General features: G+C 60.2%; 21 protein-coding genes and 3 tRNA genes. 8 read left to right on the forward strand and 16 right to left on the reverse strand.

Going from position 1 to position 23,209, the window contains the following annotated elements; all coding sequences use genetic code 11:
• Positions 1-3: 3 nt before the first annotated feature.
• The 3 genes from C8K63_RS24450 to C8K63_RS24460 form a co-directional block, all read right to left on the reverse strand.
• Positions 4-79: transfer RNA gene (locus C8K63_RS24450), tRNA-Val, on the reverse strand.
• A 199-nt stretch (positions 80-278) separates the two neighbouring features.
• Positions 279-355, reverse strand: a tRNA-Asp gene (locus tag C8K63_RS24455).
• A 19-nt stretch (positions 356-374) separates the two neighbouring features.
• Positions 375-450 (reverse strand) — tRNA-Val (locus C8K63_RS24460).
• Between the two features lie 159 nt (positions 451-609).
• Here C8K63_RS24460 and rdgC point away from each other — a divergent pair.
• From rdgC to sugE, 3 genes are all read left to right on the forward strand, one after another.
• On the forward strand, positions 610-1,530 hold the full coding sequence (rdgC, locus tag C8K63_RS24465) for a recombination-associated protein RdgC (RefSeq protein WP_007969735.1): 921 nt from the start codon (positions 610-612) through the stop codon (positions 1,528-1,530).
• 136 nt (positions 1,531-1,666) lie between these two features.
• A complete protein-coding gene (locus C8K63_RS24470; protein ID WP_108219011.1) occupies positions 1,667-2,632 on the forward strand; it encodes a bile acid:sodium symporter family protein in 966 nt (321 codons plus the stop codon).
• Between the two features lie 118 nt (positions 2,633-2,750).
• Positions 2,751-3,065 (forward strand): quaternary ammonium compound efflux SMR transporter SugE, encoded by a 315-nt coding sequence (sugE, locus tag C8K63_RS24475; RefSeq protein ID WP_007977599.1) that lies wholly within the window; start codon positions 2,751-2,753, stop codon positions 3,063-3,065.
• Between the two features lie 125 nt (positions 3,066-3,190).
• Here sugE and C8K63_RS24480 read toward each other — a convergent pair whose 3' ends face one another.
• The 3 genes from C8K63_RS24480 to C8K63_RS24490 form a co-directional block, all read right to left on the reverse strand.
• Entirely contained in the window at positions 3,191-5,065 is a 1,875-nt protein-coding gene (locus C8K63_RS24480; protein WP_108219012.1) for an MFS transporter, read from the reverse strand.
• A gap of 98 nt (positions 5,066-5,163) precedes the next feature.
• Positions 5,164-6,315 (reverse strand): TDT family transporter, encoded by a 1,152-nt coding sequence (locus tag C8K63_RS24485; protein WP_108219013.1) that lies wholly within the window; start codon positions 6,313-6,315, stop codon positions 5,164-5,166.
• 156 nt (positions 6,316-6,471) lie between these two features.
• The gene (locus C8K63_RS24490) at positions 6,472-7,662 is read right to left on the reverse strand and encodes an MFS transporter (protein ID WP_108219014.1); all 1,191 of its coding nucleotides are present in this window, start codon (positions 7,660-7,662) and stop codon (positions 6,472-6,474) included.
• A 148-nt stretch (positions 7,663-7,810) separates the two neighbouring features.
• Between C8K63_RS24490 and C8K63_RS24495 the strand changes: the two genes are divergently transcribed.
• Together C8K63_RS24495 and C8K63_RS24500 are read left to right on the forward strand one after the other, a co-directional pair.
• Complete coding sequence (locus C8K63_RS24495) at positions 7,811-8,347, forward strand: TetR/AcrR family transcriptional regulator (protein ID WP_108219015.1); 537 nt, start codon at positions 7,811-7,813, stop codon at positions 8,345-8,347.
• Positions 8,348-8,565: 218 nt separating this feature from the next.
• A complete protein-coding gene (locus C8K63_RS24500) occupies positions 8,566-12,036 on the forward strand; it encodes a PAS domain-containing hybrid sensor histidine kinase/response regulator (RefSeq protein WP_108219016.1) in 3,471 nt (1,156 codons plus the stop codon).
• 133 nt (positions 12,037-12,169) lie between these two features.
• On the opposite strand, the gene rmuC is transcribed toward C8K63_RS24500, so the two are convergent.
• Both rmuC and C8K63_RS24510 read right to left on the reverse strand, forming a co-directional pair.
• Entirely contained in the window at positions 12,170-13,534 is a 1,365-nt protein-coding gene (gene rmuC / locus C8K63_RS24505; protein ID WP_177413297.1) for a DNA recombination protein RmuC, read from the reverse strand.
• Positions 13,535-13,708: 174 nt separating this feature from the next.
• Positions 13,709-14,032, reverse strand: coding sequence for a hypothetical protein (locus C8K63_RS24510; protein WP_108219018.1), 324 nt, complete (start codon positions 14,030-14,032; stop codon positions 13,709-13,711).
• 1,004 nt (positions 14,033-15,036) lie between these two features.
• Here C8K63_RS24510 and C8K63_RS24520 point away from each other — a divergent pair.
• The 3 genes from C8K63_RS24520 to C8K63_RS24530 all read left to right on the forward strand — a co-directional run bounded on the left by C8K63_RS24520 (position 15,037) and on the right by C8K63_RS24530 (position 17,440).
• The gene (locus tag C8K63_RS24520; protein WP_007898912.1) at positions 15,037-15,261 is read left to right on the forward strand and encodes a hypothetical protein; all 225 of its coding nucleotides are present in this window, start codon (positions 15,037-15,039) and stop codon (positions 15,259-15,261) included.
• A 278-nt stretch (positions 15,262-15,539) separates the two neighbouring features.
• Complete coding sequence (locus tag C8K63_RS24525; RefSeq protein WP_008051047.1) at positions 15,540-16,022, forward strand: hypothetical protein; 483 nt, start codon at positions 15,540-15,542, stop codon at positions 16,020-16,022.
• Between the two features lie 146 nt (positions 16,023-16,168).
• A complete protein-coding gene (locus tag C8K63_RS24530) occupies positions 16,169-17,440 on the forward strand; it encodes an OmpP1/FadL family transporter (protein WP_108219019.1) in 1,272 nt (423 codons plus the stop codon).
• A 167-nt stretch (positions 17,441-17,607) separates the two neighbouring features.
• Here the strand turns inward: C8K63_RS24530 and C8K63_RS24535 are convergent, their stop codons facing one another.
• The 8 genes from C8K63_RS24535 to cobU all read right to left on the reverse strand — a co-directional run bounded on the left by C8K63_RS24535 (position 17,608) and on the right by cobU (position 23,103).
• Positions 17,608-18,180, reverse strand: coding sequence for a glutathione peroxidase (locus C8K63_RS24535; protein ID WP_108219020.1), 573 nt, complete (start codon positions 18,178-18,180; stop codon positions 17,608-17,610).
• A 55-nt stretch (positions 18,181-18,235) separates the two neighbouring features.
• Positions 18,236-18,358: a hypothetical protein gene (locus tag C8K63_RS30990; RefSeq protein ID WP_256594990.1), complete on the reverse strand. Its 123-nt coding sequence runs from the start codon at positions 18,356-18,358 to the stop codon at positions 18,236-18,238.
• Positions 18,355-19,563 carry an MFS transporter gene (locus C8K63_RS24540; RefSeq protein WP_108219021.1) on the reverse strand — a complete coding sequence of 403 codons (1,209 nt, stop codon included), beginning with the start codon at positions 19,561-19,563 and terminating at the stop codon, positions 18,355-18,357. Before C8K63_RS24540 ends, C8K63_RS30990 begins: the two co-directional genes overlap by 4 nt.
• Positions 19,564-19,615: 52 nt before the next feature.
• Positions 19,616-20,020, reverse strand: coding sequence for a MarR family winged helix-turn-helix transcriptional regulator (locus C8K63_RS24545; protein ID WP_108219022.1), 405 nt, complete (start codon positions 20,018-20,020; stop codon positions 19,616-19,618).
• 203 nt (positions 20,021-20,223) lie between these two features.
• Positions 20,224-20,955, reverse strand: a complete 732-nt coding sequence (locus C8K63_RS24550) for an adenosylcobinamide-GDP ribazoletransferase (RefSeq protein ID WP_108219023.1) — start codon at positions 20,953-20,955, stop codon at positions 20,224-20,226.
• A 2-nt stretch (positions 20,956-20,957) separates the two neighbouring features.
• The gene (gene cobC, locus C8K63_RS24555) at positions 20,958-21,533 is read right to left on the reverse strand and encodes an alpha-ribazole phosphatase family protein (protein WP_108219024.1); all 576 of its coding nucleotides are present in this window, start codon (positions 21,531-21,533) and stop codon (positions 20,958-20,960) included.
• Positions 21,530-22,585 (reverse strand): nicotinate-nucleotide--dimethylbenzimidazole phosphoribosyltransferase, encoded by a 1,056-nt coding sequence (cobT, locus tag C8K63_RS24560; protein WP_108219025.1) that lies wholly within the window; start codon positions 22,583-22,585, stop codon positions 21,530-21,532. The genes cobC and cobT overlap by 4 nt, the downstream gene beginning before the upstream one ends.
• Complete coding sequence (gene cobU / locus C8K63_RS24565) at positions 22,582-23,103, reverse strand: bifunctional adenosylcobinamide kinase/adenosylcobinamide-phosphate guanylyltransferase (RefSeq protein WP_108219026.1); 522 nt, start codon at positions 23,101-23,103, stop codon at positions 22,582-22,584. Before cobU ends, cobT begins: the two co-directional genes overlap by 4 nt.
• Positions 23,104-23,209 lie beyond the last annotated feature (106 nt).

Below are 23,209 nucleotides of genomic sequence, written 5' to 3' on the forward strand. Positions count from 1 at the left end.
AAGTGGTGGGTGATGACGGGATCGAACCGCCGACATTCTGCTTGTAAGGCAGACGCTCTCCCAGCTGAGCTAATCACCCTTTACCTTCGTTGCGGGACACATTATGCCACAGGTTTTTATAAAGTGTTGATTTATTTGAAGTTTTTTTCAAAAAAATCTAAAAACCGGTGAAACGATGCAACCCACAGGAACAACAGTGAAACTTGAGGCAGAAAAAAACCCGCCTAAGCGGGCTTTTCCGTGGTGACCTGGCGTTCAGTGTTCCAGGTTACCGAATATGGCGCAGCGGACGGGACTCGAACCCGCGACCCCCGGCGTGACAGGCCGGTATTCTAACCGACTGAACTACCGCTGCGCGTAACACTTGAAACGAATGGTGGGTGATGACGGGATCGAACCGCCGACATTCTGCTTGTAAGGCAGACGCTCTCCCAGCTGAGCTAATCACCCTTCGCTTCGGTGTGGCGCGCATTCTACGGAGCGACCCAACCTCTGGCAAGCACTTTTTAAAATAATTTTCTCAGGCCTTCCAAAGGCTTAGAGAAAGGTTGGCCTATGGCACGGCGAAGACAATAATGCCCGCCTTTGTATAAAGGAGAGACTCACCCCATGTGGTTCAAAAACCTGCTTATCTATCGCCTGACCCAAGATCTGCCTGTTGATGCCGAGGCGTTGGAAACTGCACTGGCCACCAAACTGGCGCGCCCATGTGCAAGCCAGGAGTTGACCACCTACGGTTTCGTTGCGCCATTCGGCAAAGGCGAAGATGCGCCGCTGGTGCATGTCAGCGGTGACTTCCTGCTGGTGTCCGCGCGCAAGGAAGAACGTATATTGCCGGGCAGCGTCGTGCGTGACGCGGTCAAGGAAAAGGTCGAAGAGATCGAAGCCGAGCAAATGCGCAAGGTCTATAAGAAGGAACGCGATCAGATCAAGGATGAAATCATCCAGGCCTTCCTGCCTCGCGCCTTTATCCGCCGCTCGTCGACCTTCGCCGCCATCGCGCCGAAACAGGGCCTGATCCTGGTCAACTCGGCCAGCCCGAAACGCGCCGAAGACTTGCTGTCGACCTTGCGCGAAGTGATCGGTACCCTACCGGTGCGTCCGCTGACCGTGAAAATGTCCCCGACCGCGACCATGACCGAGTGGGTCACCACGCAGAAAGCCGCAGACGACTTCTTTGTGCTGGACGAGTGCGAACTGCGCGACACCCACGAAGACGGCGGCATTGTGCGTTGCAAGCGCCAGGACCTGACCAGCGAAGAAATCCAGTTGCACCTGAGCACCGGCAAAGTGGTCACTCAGTTGTCCCTGGCCTGGCAGGACAAACTGTCGTTCGTCCTTGACGACAAAATGGTGGTCAAGCGCCTGAAATTCGAAGACTTGCTGCAAGACCAGGCGGAACAGGACGGCGGCGACGAAGCCCTGGGCCAACTGGACGCCAGCTTCACCCTGATGATGCTGACCTTCGGCGATTTCCTGCCGGCGCTGGTTGAAGCGCTGGGCGGCGAAGAGACTCCGCAAGGCATCTAAAGCCTTGTGATCTCTCCTGTAGGAGCGAGCTTGCTCGCGATGGAGTGTCAGTAGCCCCTCTTTGTCTGACACACCATCGCGAGCAAGCTCGCTCCTACAGGGGTTTTGTAGCGTCGCTTAAAATAAGGATCAAGCCATGCGCGCACTGGCTGCATTGAGTCGTTTTGTCGGCAACACTTTCGCTTACTGGGTACTGATTTTCGCTGTCGTGGCGTTTCTGCAGCCGGCGTGGTTCCTCGGCCTCAAAGGCGCCATCGTGCCCTTGTTGGGGCTGGTGATGTTCGGCATGGGCCTGACCCTCAAACTCGAAGACTTCGCCGAAGTCGCTCGCCATCCATGGCGCGTGGCCCTGGGCGTGGTTGCACATTTCGTGATCATGCCGGGCGTGGCGTGGTTGCTCTGCCAGGTGTTCCACTTGCCACCGGAAATCGCCGTCGGTGTGATTCTGGTCGGCTGCTGCCCGAGCGGCACCTCGTCGAACGTGATGACCTGGCTGGCCCGCGGCGACCTGGCGCTGTCGGTGGCCATCGCCGCCGTCACCACCCTCCTCGCCCCGCTGCTGACCCCAGCCCTGATCTGGCTGCTGGCCTCGGCCTGGTTGCCGGTGTCGTTCATGGAGTTGTTCTGGTCGATCTTGCAAGTGGTGCTGCTGCCGATCGTGCTGGGCGTGGTTGCCCAACGGGTGCTCGGCGACAAGGTTCGGCATGCCGTGGACGTGTTGCCGCTGGTGTCGGTTGTGAGCATCGTGATCATCGTCACGGCGGTGGTGGCCGCCAGCCAGGCGAAGATTGCCGAGTCCGGCTTGCTGATCATGGCCGTGGTCATGCTGCACAACAGCTTTGGCTACCTGCTGGGTTACTTCACCGGGCGCCTGTTCAAGTTGCCCCTAGCCCAGCGCAAGTCCCTGGCCCTGGAAGTCGGCATGCAGAACTCCGGATTGGGCGCGGCCCTGGCCAGCGCGCACTTCTCGCCACTGGCGGCAGTGCCCAGCGCATTGTTCAGCGTCTGGCACAACATTTCCGGGGCATTGCTCTCCACGTATTTGCGCCGCATGAGTGAAAAGCAGGATCGGGAAATGGCTGCACAGCAGGCGACTGACTGATTCAAAAACTTGATCCCCGGGTTAATGCTGGGCACTCTATTGCCCATCGCGAGGACGACCTCGCGGCTCGATCGAGTCATTAATCAGGGGACGACCCCGTCAGACGATGGAGGTCTTCATGTCCTGGATCATTCTGTTTTTCGCCGGCCTGTTCGAAGTCGGCTGGGCCGTCGGCCTCAAGTACACCGACGGTTTCACCCGCCCGCTCCCCACTGTGTTGACCGTTGCGGCCATGGCTATCAGCCTTGGCTTGCTCGGCCTTGCAATGAAGGAATTGCCGCTGGGTACGGCCTATGCGATCTGGACCGGGGTCGGCGCCGTGGGCACGGTGATCGCCGGGATCATCCTGTTTGGCGAGTCCATGGCACTGGTGCGGTTGGCGAGTGTGGCGTTGATCATTTCCGGGTTGGTTGGCCTGAAGGTCAGCGCTTAAGCCACTACCGCCAATCGCGAGCAGGCTCACTCCTACAAGGTTTTATGGTGTGTCGGAGATTTTCACCACACCCACGATCCCTGTAGGAGTGAGCCTGCTCGCGATGAGGCCCGCTCAAACAACCGTTATCTGACAGCCCCGCGCAACTCCCCAACCAACGCCTGCAACTTCGCCGGCTCCGCCACTTCAACCGCCACCGCCGGCCCTGCCACCAATGTCACACGCGACCACAGGCGATGAAACAGTCCCTTGCCCGGATCGCGGCTGAAGAAACTCCCCCACAACCCCCGCAAGGCCAGCGGAATCACCGGCACCGGCGTCTCTTCGAGAATCCGCGTCAGCCCGCCTTTGAACTCATTCATTTCGCCATCGGCGGTCAATTTACCCTCGGGGAAGATGCACACCAGTTCACCGTCCTTCAGATACCGGGCAATGCGCGTGAAGGCCTTTTCGTAGATCTGGATGTCTTCATGACGCCCTGCGATAGGAATCGTCCCCGCAGTACGGAAGATGAAGTTCAGCACCGGCAGGTTGTAGATCTTGTAATACATCACAAAGCGAATCGGCCGGCGCACCGAGCCGCCAATCAGCAAGGCATCGACGAATGACACGTGATTGCACACCAGCAATGCTGCGCCTTCATCGGGAATCAGATCCAGATTGCGGTGCTCGACGCGGTACATGGAATGGCTGAGCAGCCAGATCATGAAGCGCATGGTGAACTCGGGGACGATCTTGAAGATGTAGGCGTTGACGCCGATGTTCAGCAACGACACCACCAGGAACAGCTGCGGGATCGACAGTTTGGCCACGCTCAACAAGACGATCGAGACAATCGCCGACACCACCATGAACAACGCATTGAGGATGTTATTGGCGGCAATCACCCGCGCCCGTTCGTTTTCCGCTGTACGTGACTGGATCAGTGCGTAAAGCGGCACGATGTAGAAACCACCGAAAACGCCCAGGCCGAGGATGTCGAGCAGTACCAGCCAGGCGTGGCCGAAACCGAGGATTTCGATCCAGCCATGGCCGGCGGCGCTGTCCGGTATTGAGCCGGAATGCCACCACAGCAACAGACCGAAAACGGTCAGGCCGAACGATCCGAACGGCACCAGCCCAATTTCGACTTTACGCCCGGACAATTTCTCACACAGCATCGACCCCAACGCGATGCCGACCGAGAACACCGTCAGAATCAGCGTCACCACGGTTTCGTCGCCGTGCATCCACTCCTTGGCATAGGCCGGGATCTGCGTCAGATAAATCGCCCCGACAAACCAGAACCACGAGTTGCCGACAATCGAGCGTGATACCGCCGGCGTTTGCCCAAGGCCCAGTTTCAACGTGGCCCAGGACTGGCTGAAAATGTTCCAGTTCAGACGCATTTGTGGCGTGGCGGCCGCCGCCCGGGGAATGCTGCGACTGGCCAGGTAGCCGAGCACGGCAATGCTGATGATCGCCGTGGACACTACCGGTGCGTAATGCGCCGAAGACATCATGACCCCAGCGCCAATGGTGCCGGCAAGGATCGCCAGGAAGGTGCCCATTTCCACCAGGCCGTTGCCGCCCACCAGCTCATCTTCATGCAGGGCTTGCGGCAGAATCGAGTACTTCACCGGCCCGAACAGCGCCGAGTGGGTGCCCATGGCGAACAGCGCCACCAGCATCAACGACAGGTGATCGAACATGAAGCCAACGGCGCCGACCGCCATGATGGCGATTTCCCCAAGCTTGATCAGGCGGATCAACGCGTCCTTGGCGAACTTTTCCCCGAATTGCCCGGCCAGGGCCGAGAACAGGAAAAACGGCAGGATAAACAGCAGCGCACACAGATTGACCCAGATCGAGCGGTCACCTTCGATGGCCAGCTTGTACAAAATGGCCAGGATCAGCGACTGCTTGAACACGTTGTCGTTGAACGCCCCGAGGGACTGGGTGATGAAGAACGGCAGGAAGCGCCGGGTGCGCAGCAAGGTGAACTGTGAGGGGTGACTCATCTTCCATGTGTCCCTGATGTTAGGTAGCGAGTGGCCTGGATACTGTAATTGGAGTATCGAACGTCGATCCAGGCCACACATTACCTAATCTTTGCCGGTTATTTCTTCAATCCGGCAATGCACGGCGAGACAAACAGCTCCCCGCGCCAGGCGCCCAGCACCGTGCGCTTGCCGACGATCAGCCACATCACCGCCAGCAACGCCACCAACACGCAGCCAAACACACTGAAGAACATCAGGTTCAAGGTACTGGCCAGTTTCAACGTCGCCAGAGAATAGACGCCCAACGGGAAGGTGAAGCCCCACCAGCCAAGATTGAACGGAATGCCGGCACGCAGGTAGCGCACAGTGATCAGTAGCGCCATCAGCATCCACCACAGGCCGAAGCCCCACAGGGTGATGCCGGCCACCAGACCCAGTCCCGCAGCAATCTCACCGACTCCCGGCATACCGTTGGCCGCGAAAATCAGCGGTGCATCACCGCCCAGTACCAGCATGCCCAGCGCACCGGTGCCGATCGGGCCAAGGGCCAGCCAGCTCGAGGCGGCCATGTTTTCGTGGGGCAGTTTGTGCAGGGCCATGCGCAGCAACAGAATGGTCAGGATGCTGAAGGCCACCGGCAGGGAAAAGGCCCAGAGCACGTAGCTGGTCACCAGCACCACCAGTTGCGAATGCGCGTCGGCCAGATGCGGCGCCAACAGGCCCCCACTGGCGGCCGCCACTTCTGCCGCGACCACCGGCAACAACCAGACAGCGGTCATCTGGTCGATGCTGTGCTCCTGACGAGTGAACATCATGTAGGGAATCAGCACCCCGCAGGCCAGCGACATCGCCACATCCAGCCACCACAGCACCTCGGCGAGGTGAATCACCCCATCGCCCCAGCGCGGCAGGCCAAACACCAGGAAGCCATTGATGATGGTTGCCAGGCCCATGGGGATGGTGCCGAAAAACATCGAAACCGTGGAGTGGCCGAAGATCCGTCGTGCTTCGTCAAAAAACAGCACCCAACGCGCCGTGTATACCGCCGTAAACAGCAGAAACAGGGCGATATTGAACAGCCAGAGAGCTTCGGCAAAGGCGTGCAAGGCAGGCATGGCGACCGGCAATTGCGCCAACGCCAATGCCAGCACCCCGGTGCCCATGGTGGCCGCGAACCAGTTGGGGGTGAACTGGCGAATCACCTCGCGGGGATGCTGCAGGTGACTGAAAGGTTTGATACCGGGCTTGATGCTATTGGCGCATGTCATGGCGAACTCCTGTCCTCTTGTGAGGTAGAGCCCATGCTAGATCTGAATCGAATATCTATATAACGGGTAATATCTCTATATCTTATCGATATTGCTTATATAGCTTCAGCCACGACCCTTCGAGCGAGCTGAGTGGGTGCCAAGGCTAACTCAATTTTACCGGTTGGCCTCGCAGACCCTGGCCGAACGTGATCGCAGTAAACCCACCATTGCACTAAGGGCCAGCACCATCAGCACGGCACCATAACCATCGGTGGTTGCCACCAGACCAAAGGTCCGCGCCAGGTTCCCGGCCAGCAGCGCCGGCAGGCAGAACGCCAGATAACTCAGCACGTAATACGCCGACATCAACCCGGCGCGCTCATGGGGCAAGGCCAGTGGCACCAGACTGCGCACCGCCCCGAGGAAACCGGCGCCGAAGCCACAACCGGCGACCAGCGTGCCGAGGAAAAACAGCGGCAAACTGGCACTGTGCACGCCCAGTAGAATCAGGGCGACTCCCGCCGGCAACGAACTGGCGCCCAGTTGCAGCGCCTTGGTCGCCGCCTGATTGCGCAAGGTGTAAATCATCAGGGCACCGGTCACCGTCAATGCGGCGACGGTCGCCCCGCCAATCAGGTTCGAGGTCGAACCCGTCGCCGTGCGCACCAATGAAGGTGCCAGCGACGCGTAAAAACCGCCGAGCGCCCAAGTCGCCGTGTTGAGCGGCAACACCCGCCATAACGTCGCGCGCGCCTGGACCGGCACATGCAGGGTGGGCCGCAATGATGCCCAAGCCCCGGACTGGCGCGTGACGCTCTCCGGCAAACGCCAGACAAAGACGGCCTGCATCGCGAACAGAGCAAGTAGCAGCCAATAGGTCAGGTGCAACGGCGCCGGCGCAAACTCGGCCAGCAAACCGCAGCCCATTCCCCCCAGAGCCATGCCGAGCAAGGGCGCGACACTATTGACCAGCGGGCCTTGCTGGCGATCGGTGTCCAGCAAGGTTGCACTCAACACGGCAGTCGCCATGCCGGTGGCAAACCCTTGCAGGACCCGGGCACTGATCAGCCACGGGACACTGTCGGCGTATATAAACAGCAACATCGCCAGGATGTTCAGCAGCACCGCCGTAAAAATCACCGGCTTGCGCCCCAGGTAATCCGACAGCGAGCCGACCGTCAGCAACGCTGCCAACAGGCTGAGGGCGTACACGGCAAAAATCAGGGCCAGGGTCGCTGGCGAAAACTGCATCTGCTCCTGATACAGGTGATACAGCGGCGTCGGCGCGGTGGAAGCCGCCAGAAAACTGAGTAAGGTTATTGCCAGAAACCACAGGCTGGCACGATTTGAAGGAGAATCGGGCATAGACACACTCCACAAAAGCTAATTTTTTGCTTTTGCGAAGTGTGCTACTGGATCCCTCTTAAAGCAAATTCTTTGTGTTAAGGTCCGATGCATGGCTTTCAGGACCGGATGCCAACTGCAAGACCCGACGCAATACAGGAAACACAAGATGACAGCCCCTACATTACGCCCCGGCGGCCGCAGCGCCCGGGTTCAAGAGTCGATTCATTCGGCCGTGCGTCAACTCCTTGAGGAGCAGGACCGCGCCAGCGTGACGGTGCCGCAAATTGCGGCGCGCGCGGGCGTCACGCCATCCACCATCTATCGACGCTGGGGCGACGTGTCGGCGCTGCTGGCCGACGTCGCCCTCGCCCGCATGCAGCCCGACAACGGGCCGGCCAATACCGGCAGTCTTCACGGTGACGTGCGGGCTTGGGCCGAGCAGTACCTGGACGAGATGAGCTCCGAACCCGGCCGCAACATGCTGTACGACGTGCAGGCAGCGCTGAAGCCGAGTTATTGCGCGACCATCATTGGCGGGCAACTGCAGACGATTCTGGATCGCTATCCGGATCAGCCCAAGCCCAGTGTCGATCGGCTGATCAATCTGATCGCCGCGCCGACGGTGTTTCGCATCCTGTTTGCCGAGGCGCCGCTGGAGGTTGAAGAGCTGTATCGATTGATCGAGATTGCATTCAGTCAGTAATACCGGCATTCGCGAGCAAGCCCGCTCCCACATCGACCGTGTTCGCCGCCCCCTCCTGTGGGAGCGGGCTTGCTCGCGAAGGGGCCAGTCCAGACACTGAAAATCCTCCTGCGACCCCCCGCCACGCCACGACCTTGGTCGACACTGACTAACGCTGGCGGTCGTGCGAGACTGTCTGTCCGGGCGGGAGTCCCGGGAGTCTTTTGTCTGGAGTCCCCATGTCGCTGTCCACCGGGCTGATCGCCGCCGTCGCCCTGGCCTATATGGCCATCATGTTCGCCATCGCCTTCTATGGCGATCGTCGCAGCGCGCCCTTGCCGCCGCGAGTGCGTGCCTGGGTGTACAGTCTGTCGCTGGCGGTCTATTGCACCAGCTGGACCTTCTTCGGCGCCGTGGGCCAGGCCGCCGAACAGCTCTGGTCGTTCCTGCCGATCTACCTCGGACCGATCCTGTTGCTGGTCGGCGCGCCGTGGGTCCTGCAAAAAATGGTGATGATCAGCAAACAGGAGAACATCACCTCCATCGCCGACTTCATCGCTGCGCGCTATGGCAAATCCCAGTCATTGGCGGTAGTGGTGGCATTGATTTGCCTGGTCGGCGTGTTGCCCTACATCGCGCTGCAGCTCAAAGGCATCGTGCTCGGCGTGAACCTGCTGATCGGCGCCGGCGCTGACGCCATGGGCACCCGCGCCCAGGACACCGCGCTGATCGTGTCGCTGGTATTGGCGCTGTTCACCATCGTCTTCGGCACCCGCAACCTCGACGCCACGGAGCACCACCGCGGCATGGTGCTGGCCATTGCCTTCGAATCATTGGTGAAGCTGTTCGCGTTTCTCGCCGTCGGCGCCTTCGTGACCTACGGCCTGTACGACGGATTCGACGACCTGTTCGACCAGGCCATGCTTGCGCCGCGGCTGGAACAGTACTGGAAGGAAACCATCAACTGGCCGTCGATGGTGGTGCAGACCGGTGTGGCGATGATGGCGATCATTTGCCTGCCGCGGCAGTTTCACGTGACCGTTGTCGAGAACATCGAGCCCCAGGATCTGCGCCTGGCCAAGTGGGTATTCCCGGCCTACCTCGCCCTCGCGGCATTGTTTGTCGTGCCGATCGCACTGGCCGGGCAGATGATGCTGCCCAGCTCGGTGTTGCCAGACTCGTTCGTCATCAGCCTGCCCCTGGCCCAGGCGCACCCGGCGCTGGCCCTGTTGGCATTTATCGGTGGCGCATCGGCGGCCACCGGTATGGTGATCGTGGCCAGCGTGGCGCTGTCGACCATGGTGTCCAACGACATGCTGTTGCCGTGGCTGCTGCGGCGCAACAACGCCGAGCGCCCGTTCGAAGTGTTCCGCCAGTGGATGCTGTCGGTGCGCCGCGTCAGCATCGTGGTCATTCTGCTGTTGGCCTACGTCAGTTATCGCCTGCTGGGCTCGACCGCCAGCCTGGCGACCATTGGCCAGATCGCCTTCGCCGCCGTGACCCAATTGGCCCCCGCCATGCTCGGTGCGCTGTACTGGAAACAGGCCAACCGTCGCGGCGTGTTCGCCGGCCTCGCCGCAGGCACCTTCCTGTGGTTCTACACCCTGATCCTGCCGATTGCTGCCAATAGCCTCGGTCTGTCCCTGAGCACATTCCCGGGCCTGGCCTGGTTGCACAGTAATCCACTGAACCTGCCGATCACTCCGTTGACCCAAGGCGTGGTGCTATCGCTGGCAGGCAACTTCACGCTGTTCGCCTGGGTCTCGGTGCTGTCACGCACCCGGGTTTCCGAGCACTGGCAGGCGGGCCGCTTCATCGGCCAGGAAATCAGTGCCCGCCCCAGCGCACGCTCAATGCTTTCAGTGCAGATCGACGACCTGCTGCAATTGGCCGCGCGCTTCGTCGGCGAAGAACGCGCCCGGCAAAGCTTCATCCGTTTTGCCTATCGCCAGGGCAAGGGCTTCAACCCGAACCAGAACGCCGACAGTGAATGGATCGCCCATACCGAACGCTTGCTGGCCGGTGTGCTCGGTGCCTCTTCGACCCGCGCAGTGGTCAAGGCGGCCATTGAAGGCCGGGAGATGCAACTGGAGGACGTCGTGCGCATCGCCGACGAAGCCTCGGAAGTGCTGCAATTCAACCGTGCCTTGCTGCAAGGCGCCATCGAGAACATCACCCAGGGCATCAGCGTGGTCGACCAGTCGCTGAAACTGGTGGCCTGGAACCGTCGCTATCTGGATTTGTTCAACTACCCGGATGGCCTGATCAGAGTCGGCCGGCCGATTGCCGACATCATCCGTCACAATGCCGAGCGTGGACTGTGCGGCCCCGGCGAGGCCGAAGTACACGTCGCGCGCCGCCTGCACTGGATGCGCCAGGGCCGCGCGCATACCTCCGAGCGCCTGTTCCCCAACGGCCGGGTGATCGAACTGATCGGCAATCCGATGCCAGGCGGCGGCTTCGTCATGAGTTTCACCGACATCACCGCGTTCCGCGAAGCCGAGCAGGCGCTGACCGAAGCCAACGAAGGCCTGGAGCAACGGGTCACCGAACGGACCCACGAACTCTCGCAGCTCAACGTCGCCCTGACCGAAGCCAAGGGCACCGCCGAGACCGCCAACCAGTCCAAGACCCGCTTCCTCGCGGCCGTCAGCCATGACTTGATGCAACCGTTGAATGCGGCGCGGCTGTTCTCCGCCGCCCTCTCCCACCAGAACGATGGTTTGTCGGGCGAGGCGCAGAAACTGGTCGAGCACCTGGACAGCTCGCTGCGCTCGGCCGAGGACTTGATCAGCGACCTGTTGGACATTTCCCGCCTGGAGAACGGCAAGATCAACCCGAATCGCCAGCCGTTCGCTCTCAACGAACTGTTCGACACCCTCGGTACCGAGTTCAAGGTGCTGGCGCAGGAACAAGGGCTGGAGTTCCGGGTTCGCGCAAGCACGTTGCGGGTCGACAGCGACATCAAATTGCTGCGGCGGATTTTGCAGAACTTCCTGACCAACGCTTTCCGCTACGGCAAAGGGCCGGTGTTGTTGGGGGTTCGTCGGCACAAGGAAGGATTGAGCCTGGAAGTCTGGGACCGTGGACCGGGTATTCCGGAAGACAAACAGCAGGTGATTTTCGAAGAGTTCAAGCGCCTCGACAGCCACCAGACACGTGCCGAAAAAGGCCTCGGCCTGGGGCTGGCGATTGCCGACGGGCTATGTCGCGTGCTCGGTCATACCTTGCGCGTACGCTCCTGGCCGGGGCGAGGCAGCGTGTTCAGCGTCAACGTGCCGCTGGCCCGGGCGCAAACCGCAGCACCGGTCAAAGTCGCCGAGCTCAATGGCAAATTGCTCAATGGGGCGCAGGTGCTGTGCATCGACAACGAGGACAGCATCCTGATCGGCATGAACAGCCTGCTCAGCCGCTGGGGTTGCCAGGTCTGGACCGCACGCAATCGCGAGGAGTGCGCAGCGCTGCTGGGCGAAGGCGTGCGCCCGCAATTGGCGCTGGTGGATTACCACCTCGATCATGGCGAGACCGGAACCGATTTGATGGCCTGGTTGCGCACGCAAATGGGCGAGCCGGTTCCGGGGGTGGTGATCAGCGCCGATGGCCGGCCGGAAACGGTCGACCAGGTGCATGCCGCGGGGCTGGACTATCTGGCCAAACCGGTGAAACCGGCGGCATTGCGGGCGTTGTTGAGCCGGTATTTGCCGCTCTAATCACTGGGTTGTGCGGTGATGCTTCCAGTGCTTTCGCGAGCAGGCTCGCTCCCACAGTGGTTTTGCATCACTCACAACATCTGCGAACAACATGGCACCTGTGGGAGCGAGCCTGCTCGCGAAGCTTTTTCAGCTATTCCGGCAATTCGACCAATCCATCCACATCGGTCATCGCCCGTTCCAGCAAGTCCGCCGGCAGGCTCTTGCTCGCCCGTGCGCCCAGCAGCTTGAGCTGTTCACTGCGACTGACCAGGTTGCCACGCCCCTCTGTCAGCTTGTTGCGTGCCGAGCTGTAGGCCTTGTCCAGTTGCTGAAGGCGATTGCCGACCTCGTCCAGATCCTGAATGAACAGCACGAACTTGTCGTACAGCCACCCGGCCCGCTCGGCGATCTCCCGGGCGTTCTGGCTCTGACGCTCCTGTTTCCACAGGCTGTCGATGACACGCAGGGTCGCCAACAACGTGGTGGGGCTGACGATCACGATGTTGCGGTCGAATGCCTCCTGAAACAGTGTCGGCTCAGCCTGCAACGCGGCAGAAAACGCCGCCTCGATCGGCACGAAGAGCAACACGAAATCCAGGCTGTGCAAGCCATCGAGGCGCTTGTAATCCTTGCCGGCCAGGCCTTTGACGTGATTGCGCAACGACAGCACGTGCTGCTTGATGGCGATCTGGCCGATGGCCTCGTCCTCAGCCGCGACGTATTGCTGATAGGCCGTCAGGCTGACCTTGGAATCGACCACCACCTGCTTGTCGCCCGGCAGATAAATGATCACATCCGGCTGGAAACGCTCGCCGTCCGGTCCCTTGAGATTGACCTGGGTCTGGTACTCGCGGCCCTTCTCCAGCCCCGCATGCTCGAGCACTCGCTCAAGAATCAGTTCACCCCAATTGCCCTGGGTCTTCTGCCCTTTCAAGGCGCGGGTCAGGTTGGTGGCTTCATCGCTCAAGCGCAAATTCAGCTGTTGCAGGCGCTCCAGCTCCTTGGCCAGGGAGAAACGCTCACGCGCCTCGTTCTGATAGCTTTCCTCGACACGCTTTTCGAAGGACTGGATGCGTTCCTTCAAAGGATCGAGCAACTGCCCCAGGCGCTGCTGGCTGGTTTCGGCAAAACGCTGCTCGCGCTCATCGAAAATTTTCCCCGCCAGCTCGGCGAACTGCGCGCGCAACTCGTCCCGCGAACCTTGCAGGTCGTTGAGGCGTTGCTGATGACTGTCCTGTTGCTCGCGCAATTCGGCGTTGAGCGACGCGGCCTGGGCATCCAGACGGCGCAATTCGGCTTCCTTGCCGGCGCGTTCGATATTCCACGCATGGGCGGCGTCACGGGCGTCGTCGCGCTCGATCTGCAGCAGTTCGACTTCACGACGCAGCGCCGCCAGATCCGCCTGTTTGGCGGCGTTGGCCTGGGTCAGATCAGCCGCCTCATCGCGAATTGACTCGATCTGAGCATTCAATCCGTCCTGCGCCAGTTGCGCCATGGCCAGGCGTTCTTGCAGCAGCGCGACATCGGCTTGCGTGGTGCTGGCCCGACGCTGAAGTTGCCAGGCCAATACCAGCAACGGCAACGCTGCCCCTGCCAGCCCCAGCAATACGCTGGTCAAGTCCATTGCCATAGCCACTCCTGCATTCGGATAAAGCCTGAAGGTTAACCAAGGCGCCAGATCTTGGACAGCTCAGTCTTCGATCAGCCCCAGTTCCTGTTGAGCGCGGCGATCGCCTGCCCGAGCGGCCTGACGCAGCAGGTCCTGGCCGATCCGACGGTCCCGGGCATTCCCGCATTCGCGGCACATCAACTGGCCAAGACGGCTTTGTGCAGCCACCACGCCTTCACGGGCCGGTTGCTTGAGAAGACGTCCGGCGATGTGTTTGACGTTACGGTTTTCGCCCAGGTGCGGACTGTCCAACAGCCACTCCGCCACGCGCATGGAAAAGCGCTTGGTAGGGGCAACAGAAGGTGCTGTGGAGGAAGAGGAAACAGAGGCTGAGCGAAACTTCATAAAGCACTGTGGGGCAGATCGGAAGGCGCGCAACTTTACTCTCTTTTTCTTACAGGTAAAGCTGAAAATATCCCGGCACGCCCGTCCTAGAGCAAGCGCTCGGGACAATCCACAGAAGCTGTGGATAACTCAGTGGACAACCGCTCCTGAACCCGCTCAAAGCCCTGTGGAATGGGGCTCGCGGTCAAACTGACGATTTTTTCACCAGTAAAAAAAAGCGATGTTTTTCATTGACTTAAATTTTGGATACAGGCAGCTACTACGCTTGAACGTGAGATGACAGCGGGGTGACAGAGTGCGCAACTAATGTGCACAAGTCCCTTTGCGACGGTTATATCGATGCACTTTTTCGGCGCGTTTTTTGGTCATGCCTGGGGATAAGCCTTGGCAAACCCGGTGTTTAGACAGCTGCGTTGCTACCAAGGTCGATGCCCGATGGTCGGGTTTTGTTCTGCTACAGGGCGTAGCAATCTCAGTCAGCGCAGCTTCATACACTTGGCTACAAGGCAAAACAGCCCGATCGGCACCTGCCGGGAAATTATTTTTGCCAACACACTTCCCTTGGCCAGTTCAATCCGTTACTATCCGCGGCGTTAGTACCAAGCTGAAAGTCAATTCTGGTCGAACAAATCCCCCGGTCAGCCTTCCCAAAGGAAGCCTCCACCGAGCAAGCGGGATCGACCACCTCGATGGTTTCCAGGTAAATCTTGCGCCGACACAACCTTTGAATCGAAAGCAAAGGGTGTTGCTCCGCCTGCTTACTCTGCTCGAACCAACCTGCATATTGATCAGGATCTTCACCCCGGGCCCAGAACCTTTGCCCTCGATGTGTTGCCTGCCCTCCTAAGTACCTACCTGCCAGCCCAAGCGCGCCAACTTGTCAGCGCTTCAAACTGGCTGCTTTGTTCCAGTCGGGTTCTTCGTTCGACCAATGGTGGTCGTCGTCACTGGAACGTTTTAACTTTGCACGGTTCTTATCCGTGTCGCTTGTAGGAACACCAATTATGTCCACTCAAATCCACACTCAGGATGCCATCCGCACCCTAACCAACGCTTTTGCTCCAATGAACTGCCTGATCATGGCCGCTCGCAAAGGCTGCTTCAGCTTCACTCTGGTCAACGAACACGGCATCGCTCGTCACAGCGAACGCCTGTACCCGGATCAATACTCCAGCGCAGAACCGCTGCAGGCTGTGATCGAGCGTACTCGCCAGGCACTGGTTGCCTGAGACGCCAGAAAGGCTGAAAACCTCAAAAGCCCTGCTGAAAAGCGGGGCTTTTTATTGCCCGATGTTTCCCATCCCCCGCGCAACGACTAAGCACGATCCGATATAACGGTTATAACTGGTCGCTGGAAATATTTTAAAAACAGGCCTTTACAGCGCGAATATGACACTACACTTCAACTCAAGCGGCTTGACCCGCTTGCGGCGAGCCTGAGCCGATTCACTGCTGCCAAGCCCCCCCCCTTCAGGTATCGCCGTCCAATTCAGGTCGCGAGGGTTTTATGGGTATCGCTGCCAGCGAACTGTGCCGTTATGTGATTCGTCCGACATTGATCTACCTCGGACGTCATAGCGCTACTGCCGAATCCCTGCTGCTGGGCATTGCCGCCAGCCAGTCCGCCCTTGGTTCCGCCCTGCATGACCGCCGTGGGCACGGCCTGTACCGCATTGCCGAGCCCCGCCACCAGGCCCTTTGGGACCATTACCTGGCCCTTGATCCGGAGCGTGCAAGCCTGGTCCGCGGCCTGGCCAGCCAGCATGCGTTTCTGAGTGGCCCGCACCTCGAATTGACCGTCAACCTGCGTTACGCCACAGCCATCGCCTGGCTGCTGGTGGAAGAACAGAATACCCCCCTCCCCGCCCCTGATGATTTGTTGGGTATGGCCAGAATTTGGCGCCAGACCTTTCAGCCCCAGGGACGTCTGCGTGATTTCACCAGCGCCTGGCAAACCTGTGTTTCACCGCTGAATCAGGTCGCCTGCTGACACATCTGGATCCAAAGATCGCGCAACATGTCGCGATTCTGGTCGGATTGTCCTACAAAACCGCTCTAAATCAAGCGATACAGCCTATGGCGCCGGGACGAAAATGTTGGTAATTTTCGCCCCGGTGATCATCAGGAATTCTAATAATGAAAAAAGTAATGCTCAAAACCACCATTAGCCTCGCCGTTGCCTTGGCATCCACCCAGATTTTCGCGAGTGGCTTTGCCCTCAACGAACAGAGCATCAGTGGAATGGGGACTGGTTTTGCGGGACGCTCTTCATCTGCCGATGATGCAAGCACTGTTTTTGGCAACCCTGCCGGCATGTCGCGAATCAAGCGCCAGGAAGTCACTGGCGGGATCGCAGCTATCGATGCCTCGACTGATATCAAAGACGCCCAAGGCGCCCACCCGGGTACCAACAAAGGCGACATGGTGCCATTCACAGCCGTTCCGATGGGCTATTACGTCAAGCCGATTGATGATCACTGGGCATTCGGCCTCGGTGTCTACGCACCTTTTGGTCTGATTACCGACTATGAAAATGGCTTCCAGGGTGCCGGTTTCGGCAGCAAGAGTGAAGTCAAGGTTGTCACCTTCCAGCCTACCGTCAGCTACGCCTTTAACGACAAAGTATCGATTGGTTTCGGCCCGACCATCAACCGCATTGGCGGCACTCTGGAGTCGGATGTACCTCTTTTTGGCGATACCCACGTCAAAATCAAAGGGGATGATGTCGCTCTTGGCTACAACTTCGGGGTCCTGGTACAGGCAACAGACACCACTCGTGTCGGCCTGACCTATCACTCGAAAGTGAAATACAAGATTGAAGGTCATACCGATATCAGCGCAGGCGCAAATTCACCTTCCGCCTTCCTGAAAAGCAATCGATACGATGCTTCGCTGAAAATCGAAACACCTGAATCTGTCGACTTCTCCGTGACACAACAGCTGACGGATGCGTGGACCCTTTATGCAGGTTCCACCTGGACTCGCTGGAGCCGTTTGAAAGACATCACCGTCAACAACGACGGCGTAACGGCGGCACAAGGCGGTGCATTGTCCCCGGCCCTGTTCGGCACCATTACGGAAGAGCAGAACTGGCACGATACCTGGGCCTACGCCATCGGTACCTCCTACCAGCTGAATAAGCAGTGGGTATTGCGCACCGGCCTGAGCTTTGACCAGTCGCCTACCAACAATACCGACCGATCCCCACGTATTCCTACAGGTGACCGCACAATCTTCAGCCTTGGCGCCGGCTACAACGTCACCGATGATCTGACCATCGACGTCGCCTACTCCTACCTGAAGGAAGAAGCTGTCAAGGTGGATCGCTCCAACCAGGTAGACAGTTACAGCGCCAAGTACGAAAACAGCGCCAACGGTTTCGGTGTCGGTGCAACCTACCGCTTCTGATGATTCCCGGCGAGCCTGAACCGCTCGCCATCGGAATCAAAAAAGCCCCGCTCTCTTCACAGAGGCGGGGCTTTGTGGGAGCGAGCCTGCTCGCGATGGACGCGAACGATGACACATGCTTACTGGATGAACGAGGCGCCTTGAGATTTTCGCGAGCAAGCTCGCCCCTACAGGTCAGGGGGCGAAACGAGCGGTTGCGAAGCCAGAGCTTGCTCCACCGCTGCAATGAACTCGGGATCATCGGGCTTGGTCAGACTGGAAAAGCTGGCAATCACCTTACCCTTGCGATCGACCACGTATTTGTAGAAATTCCATTTTGGCGCACTGCTCTGTTCGGCCAGTACCTTGAACAAATGGGTTGCGTCGGCGCCACGTACCGACTGCGGCTCGGTCATAGTGAAAGTCACGCCATAGTTGACGTAACAAACCCTGGCGGTTTCGGCACCGTCCAATGACTCCTGCTTGAAGTCATTGGATGGAACACCCAGTACTTCCAGCCCCTGCCCTTTGTAACGCTGATTCAGCGCCTCAAGGCTTTTGAACTGCGGGGCGAAACCGCAGAAGCTCGCCGTATTGACCACCACCAGCGGCTTACCTTCATACCGTTGGCACAGGTCGACGGATTCCTTGGCGCGCAGCTTTTGCAGTGATCCTTGCAATAGCTCCGGGCACTCGGCCGCGTAGGCCAGCCCGGTAAACGTCGCCAGCAACGTGGGGACTGCAATCGCGCGCATCAGCATGTCGGTGCATCCTTGAAAACTCGTCAAAAGCGACGTTACTCGCCCTCGCCGCACGCTAGCAAGTCCCCATGCCCAACTGCAAAAGCGCCAGCCCGCCCTGATGCCAGCCCCACCACGTCAGGGCAAGCAGCAAGGCGCAGACAGCGAAAACCGTGATACGAGGCCAGAGACTGTTCATGTTGCACTCATTTGTGTTTGCAGGCGCACCACCGGCCGTTCACGCACCGGCCAGTTCAGGGCGGCGGCCAACAGGCTCAGGAGAATCGCGACCTGCCAGATCAAGTCATAGCTGCCGGTACGGTCATACACCACGCCACCCAGCCAGCCGCCCAGGAACGAACCGAGCTGGTGAAACAGGAAAACAATCCCGCCGAGCATGGACAGGTTTCGCACGCCAAACAAGGTCGCCACCGTACCGTTGGTCAACGGCACCGTCGACAGCCACAAAAAGCCCATGGCCATGCCGAACAAATAGGCCGTGGTGGTGGTCACCGGCGCCCACAGGAACAACGCAATGACCACCGCCCGCAGCAAATACAAACCGGTGAGCAAACGCGGCTTGGACATGCGCCCGCCAAGCCATCCTGCCGTGTAGGTGCCGAAAATGTTGAACAGGCCGATCAGCGCCAGCACCGTGGTGCCGACCGTCGCCGGAAGATGCTGATCCACCAGATAGGCCGGCAAGTGCACACCGATGAACACCACCTGGAACCCGCACACAAAAAAGCCGAACGCCAGCAGCCAGAATCCGGAGTGGGAGCAGGCTTCGCGCAGTGCTTCGCCAAGGGTCTGTTCGTGGCCCAGGACGGGCAGCGGCTTGTCCTTGAGCATACTCACCAGCGGCACGATCAACGCCACCAGCAAGCCCAGCACCAGCAGCGCCGCGGACCAGCCAAGCCATCCGATCAAACCGAGGGTGCCGGGCAACATCGCGAACTGGCCGAACGAACCGGCAGCACTGGCGATCCCCATGCCCATGCTGCGTTTTTCCGGCGGCACCGCGCGGCCGACTACACCCAGAATCACCGAGAACGACGTACCGGACAGTCCGATGCCGATCAGCAGGCCGGCACTCAGGGACAGGGTCACCGCCGAGTCGGAGAGCCCCATGCAAATCAACCCGGCTGCGTACAGGACGCCACCGATCAGCACCACTTTCGCCGCGCCGAAGCGGTCGGCCAGCGCGCCGGTGAATGGCTGAGCGAGGCCCCAGATCAGGTTCTGCAAGGCGATGGCGAAGGCAAAGACTTCACGGCCCCAGCCGAACTCGGCGCTCATGGGTGCCAGAAACAGCCCGAAGCCATGTCGAACCCCCAGAGACAACGCAAGGATCAGCGCACTCCCCAACAAAACCCAACCACATGTACGCCACATCGATGTCATTGTTGTTCTCCGGTTGCGGGTATATACCCGCTCATGATCGAAAAAACCGGCATCACGCCAGTTCGTCCAGCAGCTTGAGTAAGGTTTCGCGCTTCTCGGGGCCCAAGCGATCGATCAAACGTTGCTGAGCGGCTTCCCAGGCCGGCAAGGCAGCCTTCAGACGCTCTGCCCCGGCCTCGGTCAGCAGGACGATGCGGTTACGCATGTCCTCGCCCTCGACCAGCGTCACCAGGCCATCACCCTCCAGCACCCGCAAGTTACGCCCCAAGGTACTGCGATCCAGGCCCATGGCCTCGGCCAGGGTCGAGATGCTCGGTTGATCCAGGCGTTGCAGGTTGCACAGCAAAGAATACTGCGCAACGTTGATCCCGAAGCCGTCGAGAGCGCCGTCGTAATGCCTGCTGACGCCGCGGGCGGCACGACGCAGGTTGATGCATAAACATTGGGAATCGAGCATGGTGCGTGTATATACCCGCGAGTCGGTTAAATCAAGTGGCATGGAGTTTGTTCAGTGATCAGGCGGTGTCCCGAAAATCGCTTTCGCGAGCAGGCTCGCTCCCACAAAGATTTTCGGTGTGCCCACTATTGTGTCAACAAAACTGAAACCCTGTGGGAGCGAGCCTGCTCGCGAAGAGGCCGGAACATTCACCACTACGGCGCTCAGGCTAATGCCAATCCAACCAACACCCCTACCTCCAGCAACTCCAGCATTGCACCTGCCGTATCGCCCGTCGTTCCACCCAGGCGCCGCAACATCACCTGGCGCAGCCAGACAAACCCCAGCACTGCCAACACCACCGCCAGCGCACCGCTGACGCCTGCGATCAACACACACGCCAGCGCACTGACCACCAATACCTGTCTGCCCGCCGAACGCGGAAGATGATCGGCCAATGCCTGGCCCAGGCCACCGGCACGCACATAGGGCGTGCTCAGGAACAAGCCGAGCAATGCGCTGCGACCTATCAACGGCACGATGATCAATGCCAGCGAATGCGGCTGCTCGATCAACGCCAGCAGCGCGGTGAACTTGAGCAACAGCACCAGCACCAGCGTCACCACCGCGATCGGCCCGCTGCGCGGGTCTTTCATGATGGTCAGCGTACGCTCACGGTCGCCAAAACCGCCGAGCCAGGCATCGGCACTGTCCGCCAGGCCATCCAGGTGCAACCCACCGCTGAGCAGTACCCACACGCTCAACAGTAACGCCGCGTGCAGCAACGTCGGCGCTCCAAGCAGCAGCCAGTTCACTACCCACAGAATCACGCCGAAGAGCAATCCCACCAGCGGATAAAACAGCAACGACCGCCCCAGTTCCCGGGGCTCAGGCATGCCGGGCAGGCGAATCGGCAGGCTGCTGAGAAATTGCAGGGCGATCCAGAATGGCAGCATGGTCAGAGCACTTCCTTCAATACGCCAGCAGACTCCAGCGTCAGCGAAAACAGTGCGCCATGCCCGACCTCAACGTTGAGCAGTTGCTCTCGTGGCAGCCCGCGAGCCTGTGCCAGCAACAGGCGCATCACACCGCCATGGCTGATCAGCAAAATGCGCTCACCGGCACAGGTCGCGTGCAACCGCTCCAACGCCGCCAGCACCCGCGCCGAAAAGTCCGCTACCGGCTCACCCTGAGGCGGCGTGAACGAATACGGATCGGCCCAGAACAAACCCAGCGCCTGCGCGTCGGTTTCCATCAACGCCGCCGCGCTCTGCCCTTCCCAGGCGCCGAAATGCAACTCTTGCAGGTCTTTATCCAGGTGCACCGGCACACCCGATTGCACACCGAGCTCTTCGGCAAACCGCGCACAACGCTGCAAGGGTGAACTGACCAGCCGATCCCATGGCCCCTGCCCGACTACAGCGGCACGCATCTGCGCCCAGCCCAAATCGGTCAACGCATCATCGATACTGCCGCGCAGACCACCGCCGAGTTCGGTTTCACCGTGCCGCAACAGATCCACGCGCAAGGTCATACCGGTCGATCTGCCACGGCGGCTTCGGCGAAAGTCGCCATCTGCCCGTGCAGGTCGCAAGCCAGACGCAGCAGCGGCACAGCCAACGCCGCGCCACTGCCTTCGCCCAGGCGCAGGCCAAGATCGAGCAGCGGCTGCGCGTTCAGGGACTCCAACACATGACGATGCCCCGGCTCGGCGCCGCGATGACCGAACAACAGCCACTCACGGCATTCAGGATTCAAGCGCACCGCAACCAGCGCCGCGACACTGCAAATGAAGCCGTCCACCAGCACCGCGACACCCTCCTGGGCACAGGCGAGATAAGCACCGACCAGCGCGGCGATCTCAAAACCGCCGAGGTTGAACAGGGTCTGCAAGGCATCGCCACGCTGCGCGCCATGCAATGCCAAGGCGCGTTCGATCACCCGGGCTTTGTGGCTGACACCTTCAGCGTTGAGCCCGGTGCCTGGCCCGGTCAAATGGCCCACCGGGCAATCGAGCAGCGCACACGCCAGGGCGCTGGCAGCGGTGGTGTTGCCGATGCCCATTTCGCCACCGATAAACAACTGCGCACCGGTAGCCATTGCCCGCTGCACACTGTCACGGCCGGCCTGCAAGGCGAGTTGCCCCTGGGCCTGGGTCATGGCCGGTTCCTGTACAAAGTTTGCCGTACCCGGGCCGACGTTCAGGTGGCGCACACCCGGCAGGTTCAGCGACGGCGTCACCGTGCCGAGGTCCACCACCTCAAGGGAAGCGCCCAGTTGCCGCGCCAGTACGCTGATCGCGGCACCACCACTGACGAAGTTGTGCAGCATCTGCCCGGTGACTTCCTGGGGAAACGCCGACACACCCTCGGCGACGACGCCATGATCACCGGCAAAAATCGCGATCCACACCTGCTCCAGGCTCGGTTTGACCCGCCCCTGCAAACCCGCCAGTTGCACCGCCACCAACTCCAGTTGACCGAGGGAGCCGGCCGGTTTGGTCAGTTGCTGCTGCCGCGCCTGCGCCTGTTCGATCGCTTGGGTATCGACCGGCTTGCACGGGTTCAGCCACCAGGATTGAGTCATAACGCAGTTCCTTTCAGAGTCAGGGGCAGGCCGGCGACGGTCAGGACGACACGCTGACAGCGCGCAGCCAGAGCTTGATGCAGCCAACCGGCTTCATCGACATAGCGGCGAGTCAATTCGCCCAGCGGCACGACACCCATTCCAGTCTCGTTGCTGACAAAAATGATTTCACCCGGCAGCGACGCCAGGCAGTCCAGCAAGGCATCACGTTCGGCTTGCAAACGCTCGGCATCGTCGAGCATCAGCAGATTGGTCAGCCACAGGGTCAGGCAATCCACCAACAGGCAACCGTCGGCACGGGCGGATTCGCGCAGCACCCGGGCCAGTTCCACCGGCTCTTCGATCAATGCCCATTCGGCAGGACGACGGGCGCGATGATGGGCCACCCGTTCGCTCATTTCTCCATCGAGTGGCTGGCTGGTGGCGATGTAGGTCACGGCCAGCGCGCTGTCGATGGCGAGTTTTTCAGCCAGGCGACTCTTGCCGGAGCGGGCGCCGCCGAGGATCAGTTGGAGCATTGCTTATTCCTTAAAATCTTCGGGGAGGCGACTGGCCTCATCGCGGGCAAGCCCGCTCCCACATGGAAACGCGGTCAACTGTAGGAGCGAGCCTGCTCGCGATAGC

This window comes from Pseudomonas sp. GV085 (assembly GCF_003050925.1).
Taxonomy (GTDB): Bacteria; Pseudomonadota; Gammaproteobacteria; order Pseudomonadales; family Pseudomonadaceae; genus Aquipseudomonas.

What these genes read in the sequence shown, in the direction of transcription:
- rdgC (WP_007969735.1), top strand. Translation starts at nt 610, where the DNA reads ATGTGGTTCAAAAACCTGCTTATCTATCGCCTGACCCAAGATCTGCCT.
- C8K63_RS24470 (WP_108219011.1), top strand. Translation starts at nt 1,667, where the DNA reads ATGCGCGCACTGGCTGCATTGAGTCGTTTTGTCGGCAACACTTTCGCT.
- sugE (WP_007977599.1), top strand. Translation starts at nt 2,751, where the DNA reads ATGTCCTGGATCATTCTGTTTTTCGCCGGCCTGTTCGAAGTCGGCTGG.
- C8K63_RS24480 (WP_108219012.1), bottom strand. Translation starts at nt 5,065, where the DNA reads ATGAGTCACCCCTCACAGTTCACCTTGCTGCGCACCCGGCGCTTCCTG.
- C8K63_RS24485 (WP_108219013.1), bottom strand. Translation starts at nt 6,315, where the DNA reads ATGACATGCGCCAATAGCATCAAGCCCGGTATCAAACCTTTCAGTCAC.
- C8K63_RS24490 (WP_108219014.1), bottom strand. Translation starts at nt 7,662, where the DNA reads ATGCCCGATTCTCCTTCAAATCGTGCCAGCCTGTGGTTTCTGGCAATA.
- C8K63_RS24495 (WP_108219015.1), top strand. Translation starts at nt 7,811, where the DNA reads ATGACAGCCCCTACATTACGCCCCGGCGGCCGCAGCGCCCGGGTTCAA.
- C8K63_RS24500 (WP_108219016.1), top strand. Translation starts at nt 8,566, where the DNA reads ATGTCGCTGTCCACCGGGCTGATCGCCGCCGTCGCCCTGGCCTATATG.
- C8K63_RS24510 (WP_108219018.1), bottom strand. Translation starts at nt 14,032, where the DNA reads ATGAAGTTTCGCTCAGCCTCTGTTTCCTCTTCCTCCACAGCACCTTCT.
- C8K63_RS24520 (WP_007898912.1), top strand. Translation starts at nt 15,037, where the DNA reads ATGTCCACTCAAATCCACACTCAGGATGCCATCCGCACCCTAACCAAC.
- C8K63_RS24525 (WP_008051047.1), top strand. Translation starts at nt 15,540, where the DNA reads ATGGGTATCGCTGCCAGCGAACTGTGCCGTTATGTGATTCGTCCGACA.
- C8K63_RS24530 (WP_108219019.1), top strand. Translation starts at nt 16,169, where the DNA reads ATGAAAAAAGTAATGCTCAAAACCACCATTAGCCTCGCCGTTGCCTTG.
- C8K63_RS24535 (WP_108219020.1), bottom strand. Translation starts at nt 18,180, where the DNA reads ATGCTGATGCGCGCGATTGCAGTCCCCACGTTGCTGGCGACGTTTACC.
- C8K63_RS30990 (WP_256594990.1), bottom strand. Translation starts at nt 18,358, where the DNA reads ATGAACAGTCTCTGGCCTCGTATCACGGTTTTCGCTGTCTGCGCCTTG.
- C8K63_RS24540 (WP_108219021.1), bottom strand. Translation starts at nt 19,563, where the DNA reads ATGACATCGATGTGGCGTACATGTGGTTGGGTTTTGTTGGGGAGTGCG.
- C8K63_RS24545 (WP_108219022.1), bottom strand. Translation starts at nt 20,020, where the DNA reads ATGCTCGATTCCCAATGTTTATGCATCAACCTGCGTCGTGCCGCCCGC.
- C8K63_RS24550 (WP_108219023.1), bottom strand. Translation starts at nt 20,955, where the DNA reads ATGCTGCCATTCTGGATCGCCCTGCAATTTCTCAGCAGCCTGCCGATT.
- cobC (WP_108219024.1), bottom strand. Translation starts at nt 21,533, where the DNA reads ATGACCTTGCGCGTGGATCTGTTGCGGCACGGTGAAACCGAACTCGGC.
- cobT (WP_108219025.1), bottom strand. Translation starts at nt 22,585, where the DNA reads ATGACTCAATCCTGGTGGCTGAACCCGTGCAAGCCGGTCGATACCCAA.
- cobU (WP_108219026.1), bottom strand. Translation starts at nt 23,103, where the DNA reads ATGCTCCAACTGATCCTCGGCGGCGCCCGCTCCGGCAAGAGTCGCCTG.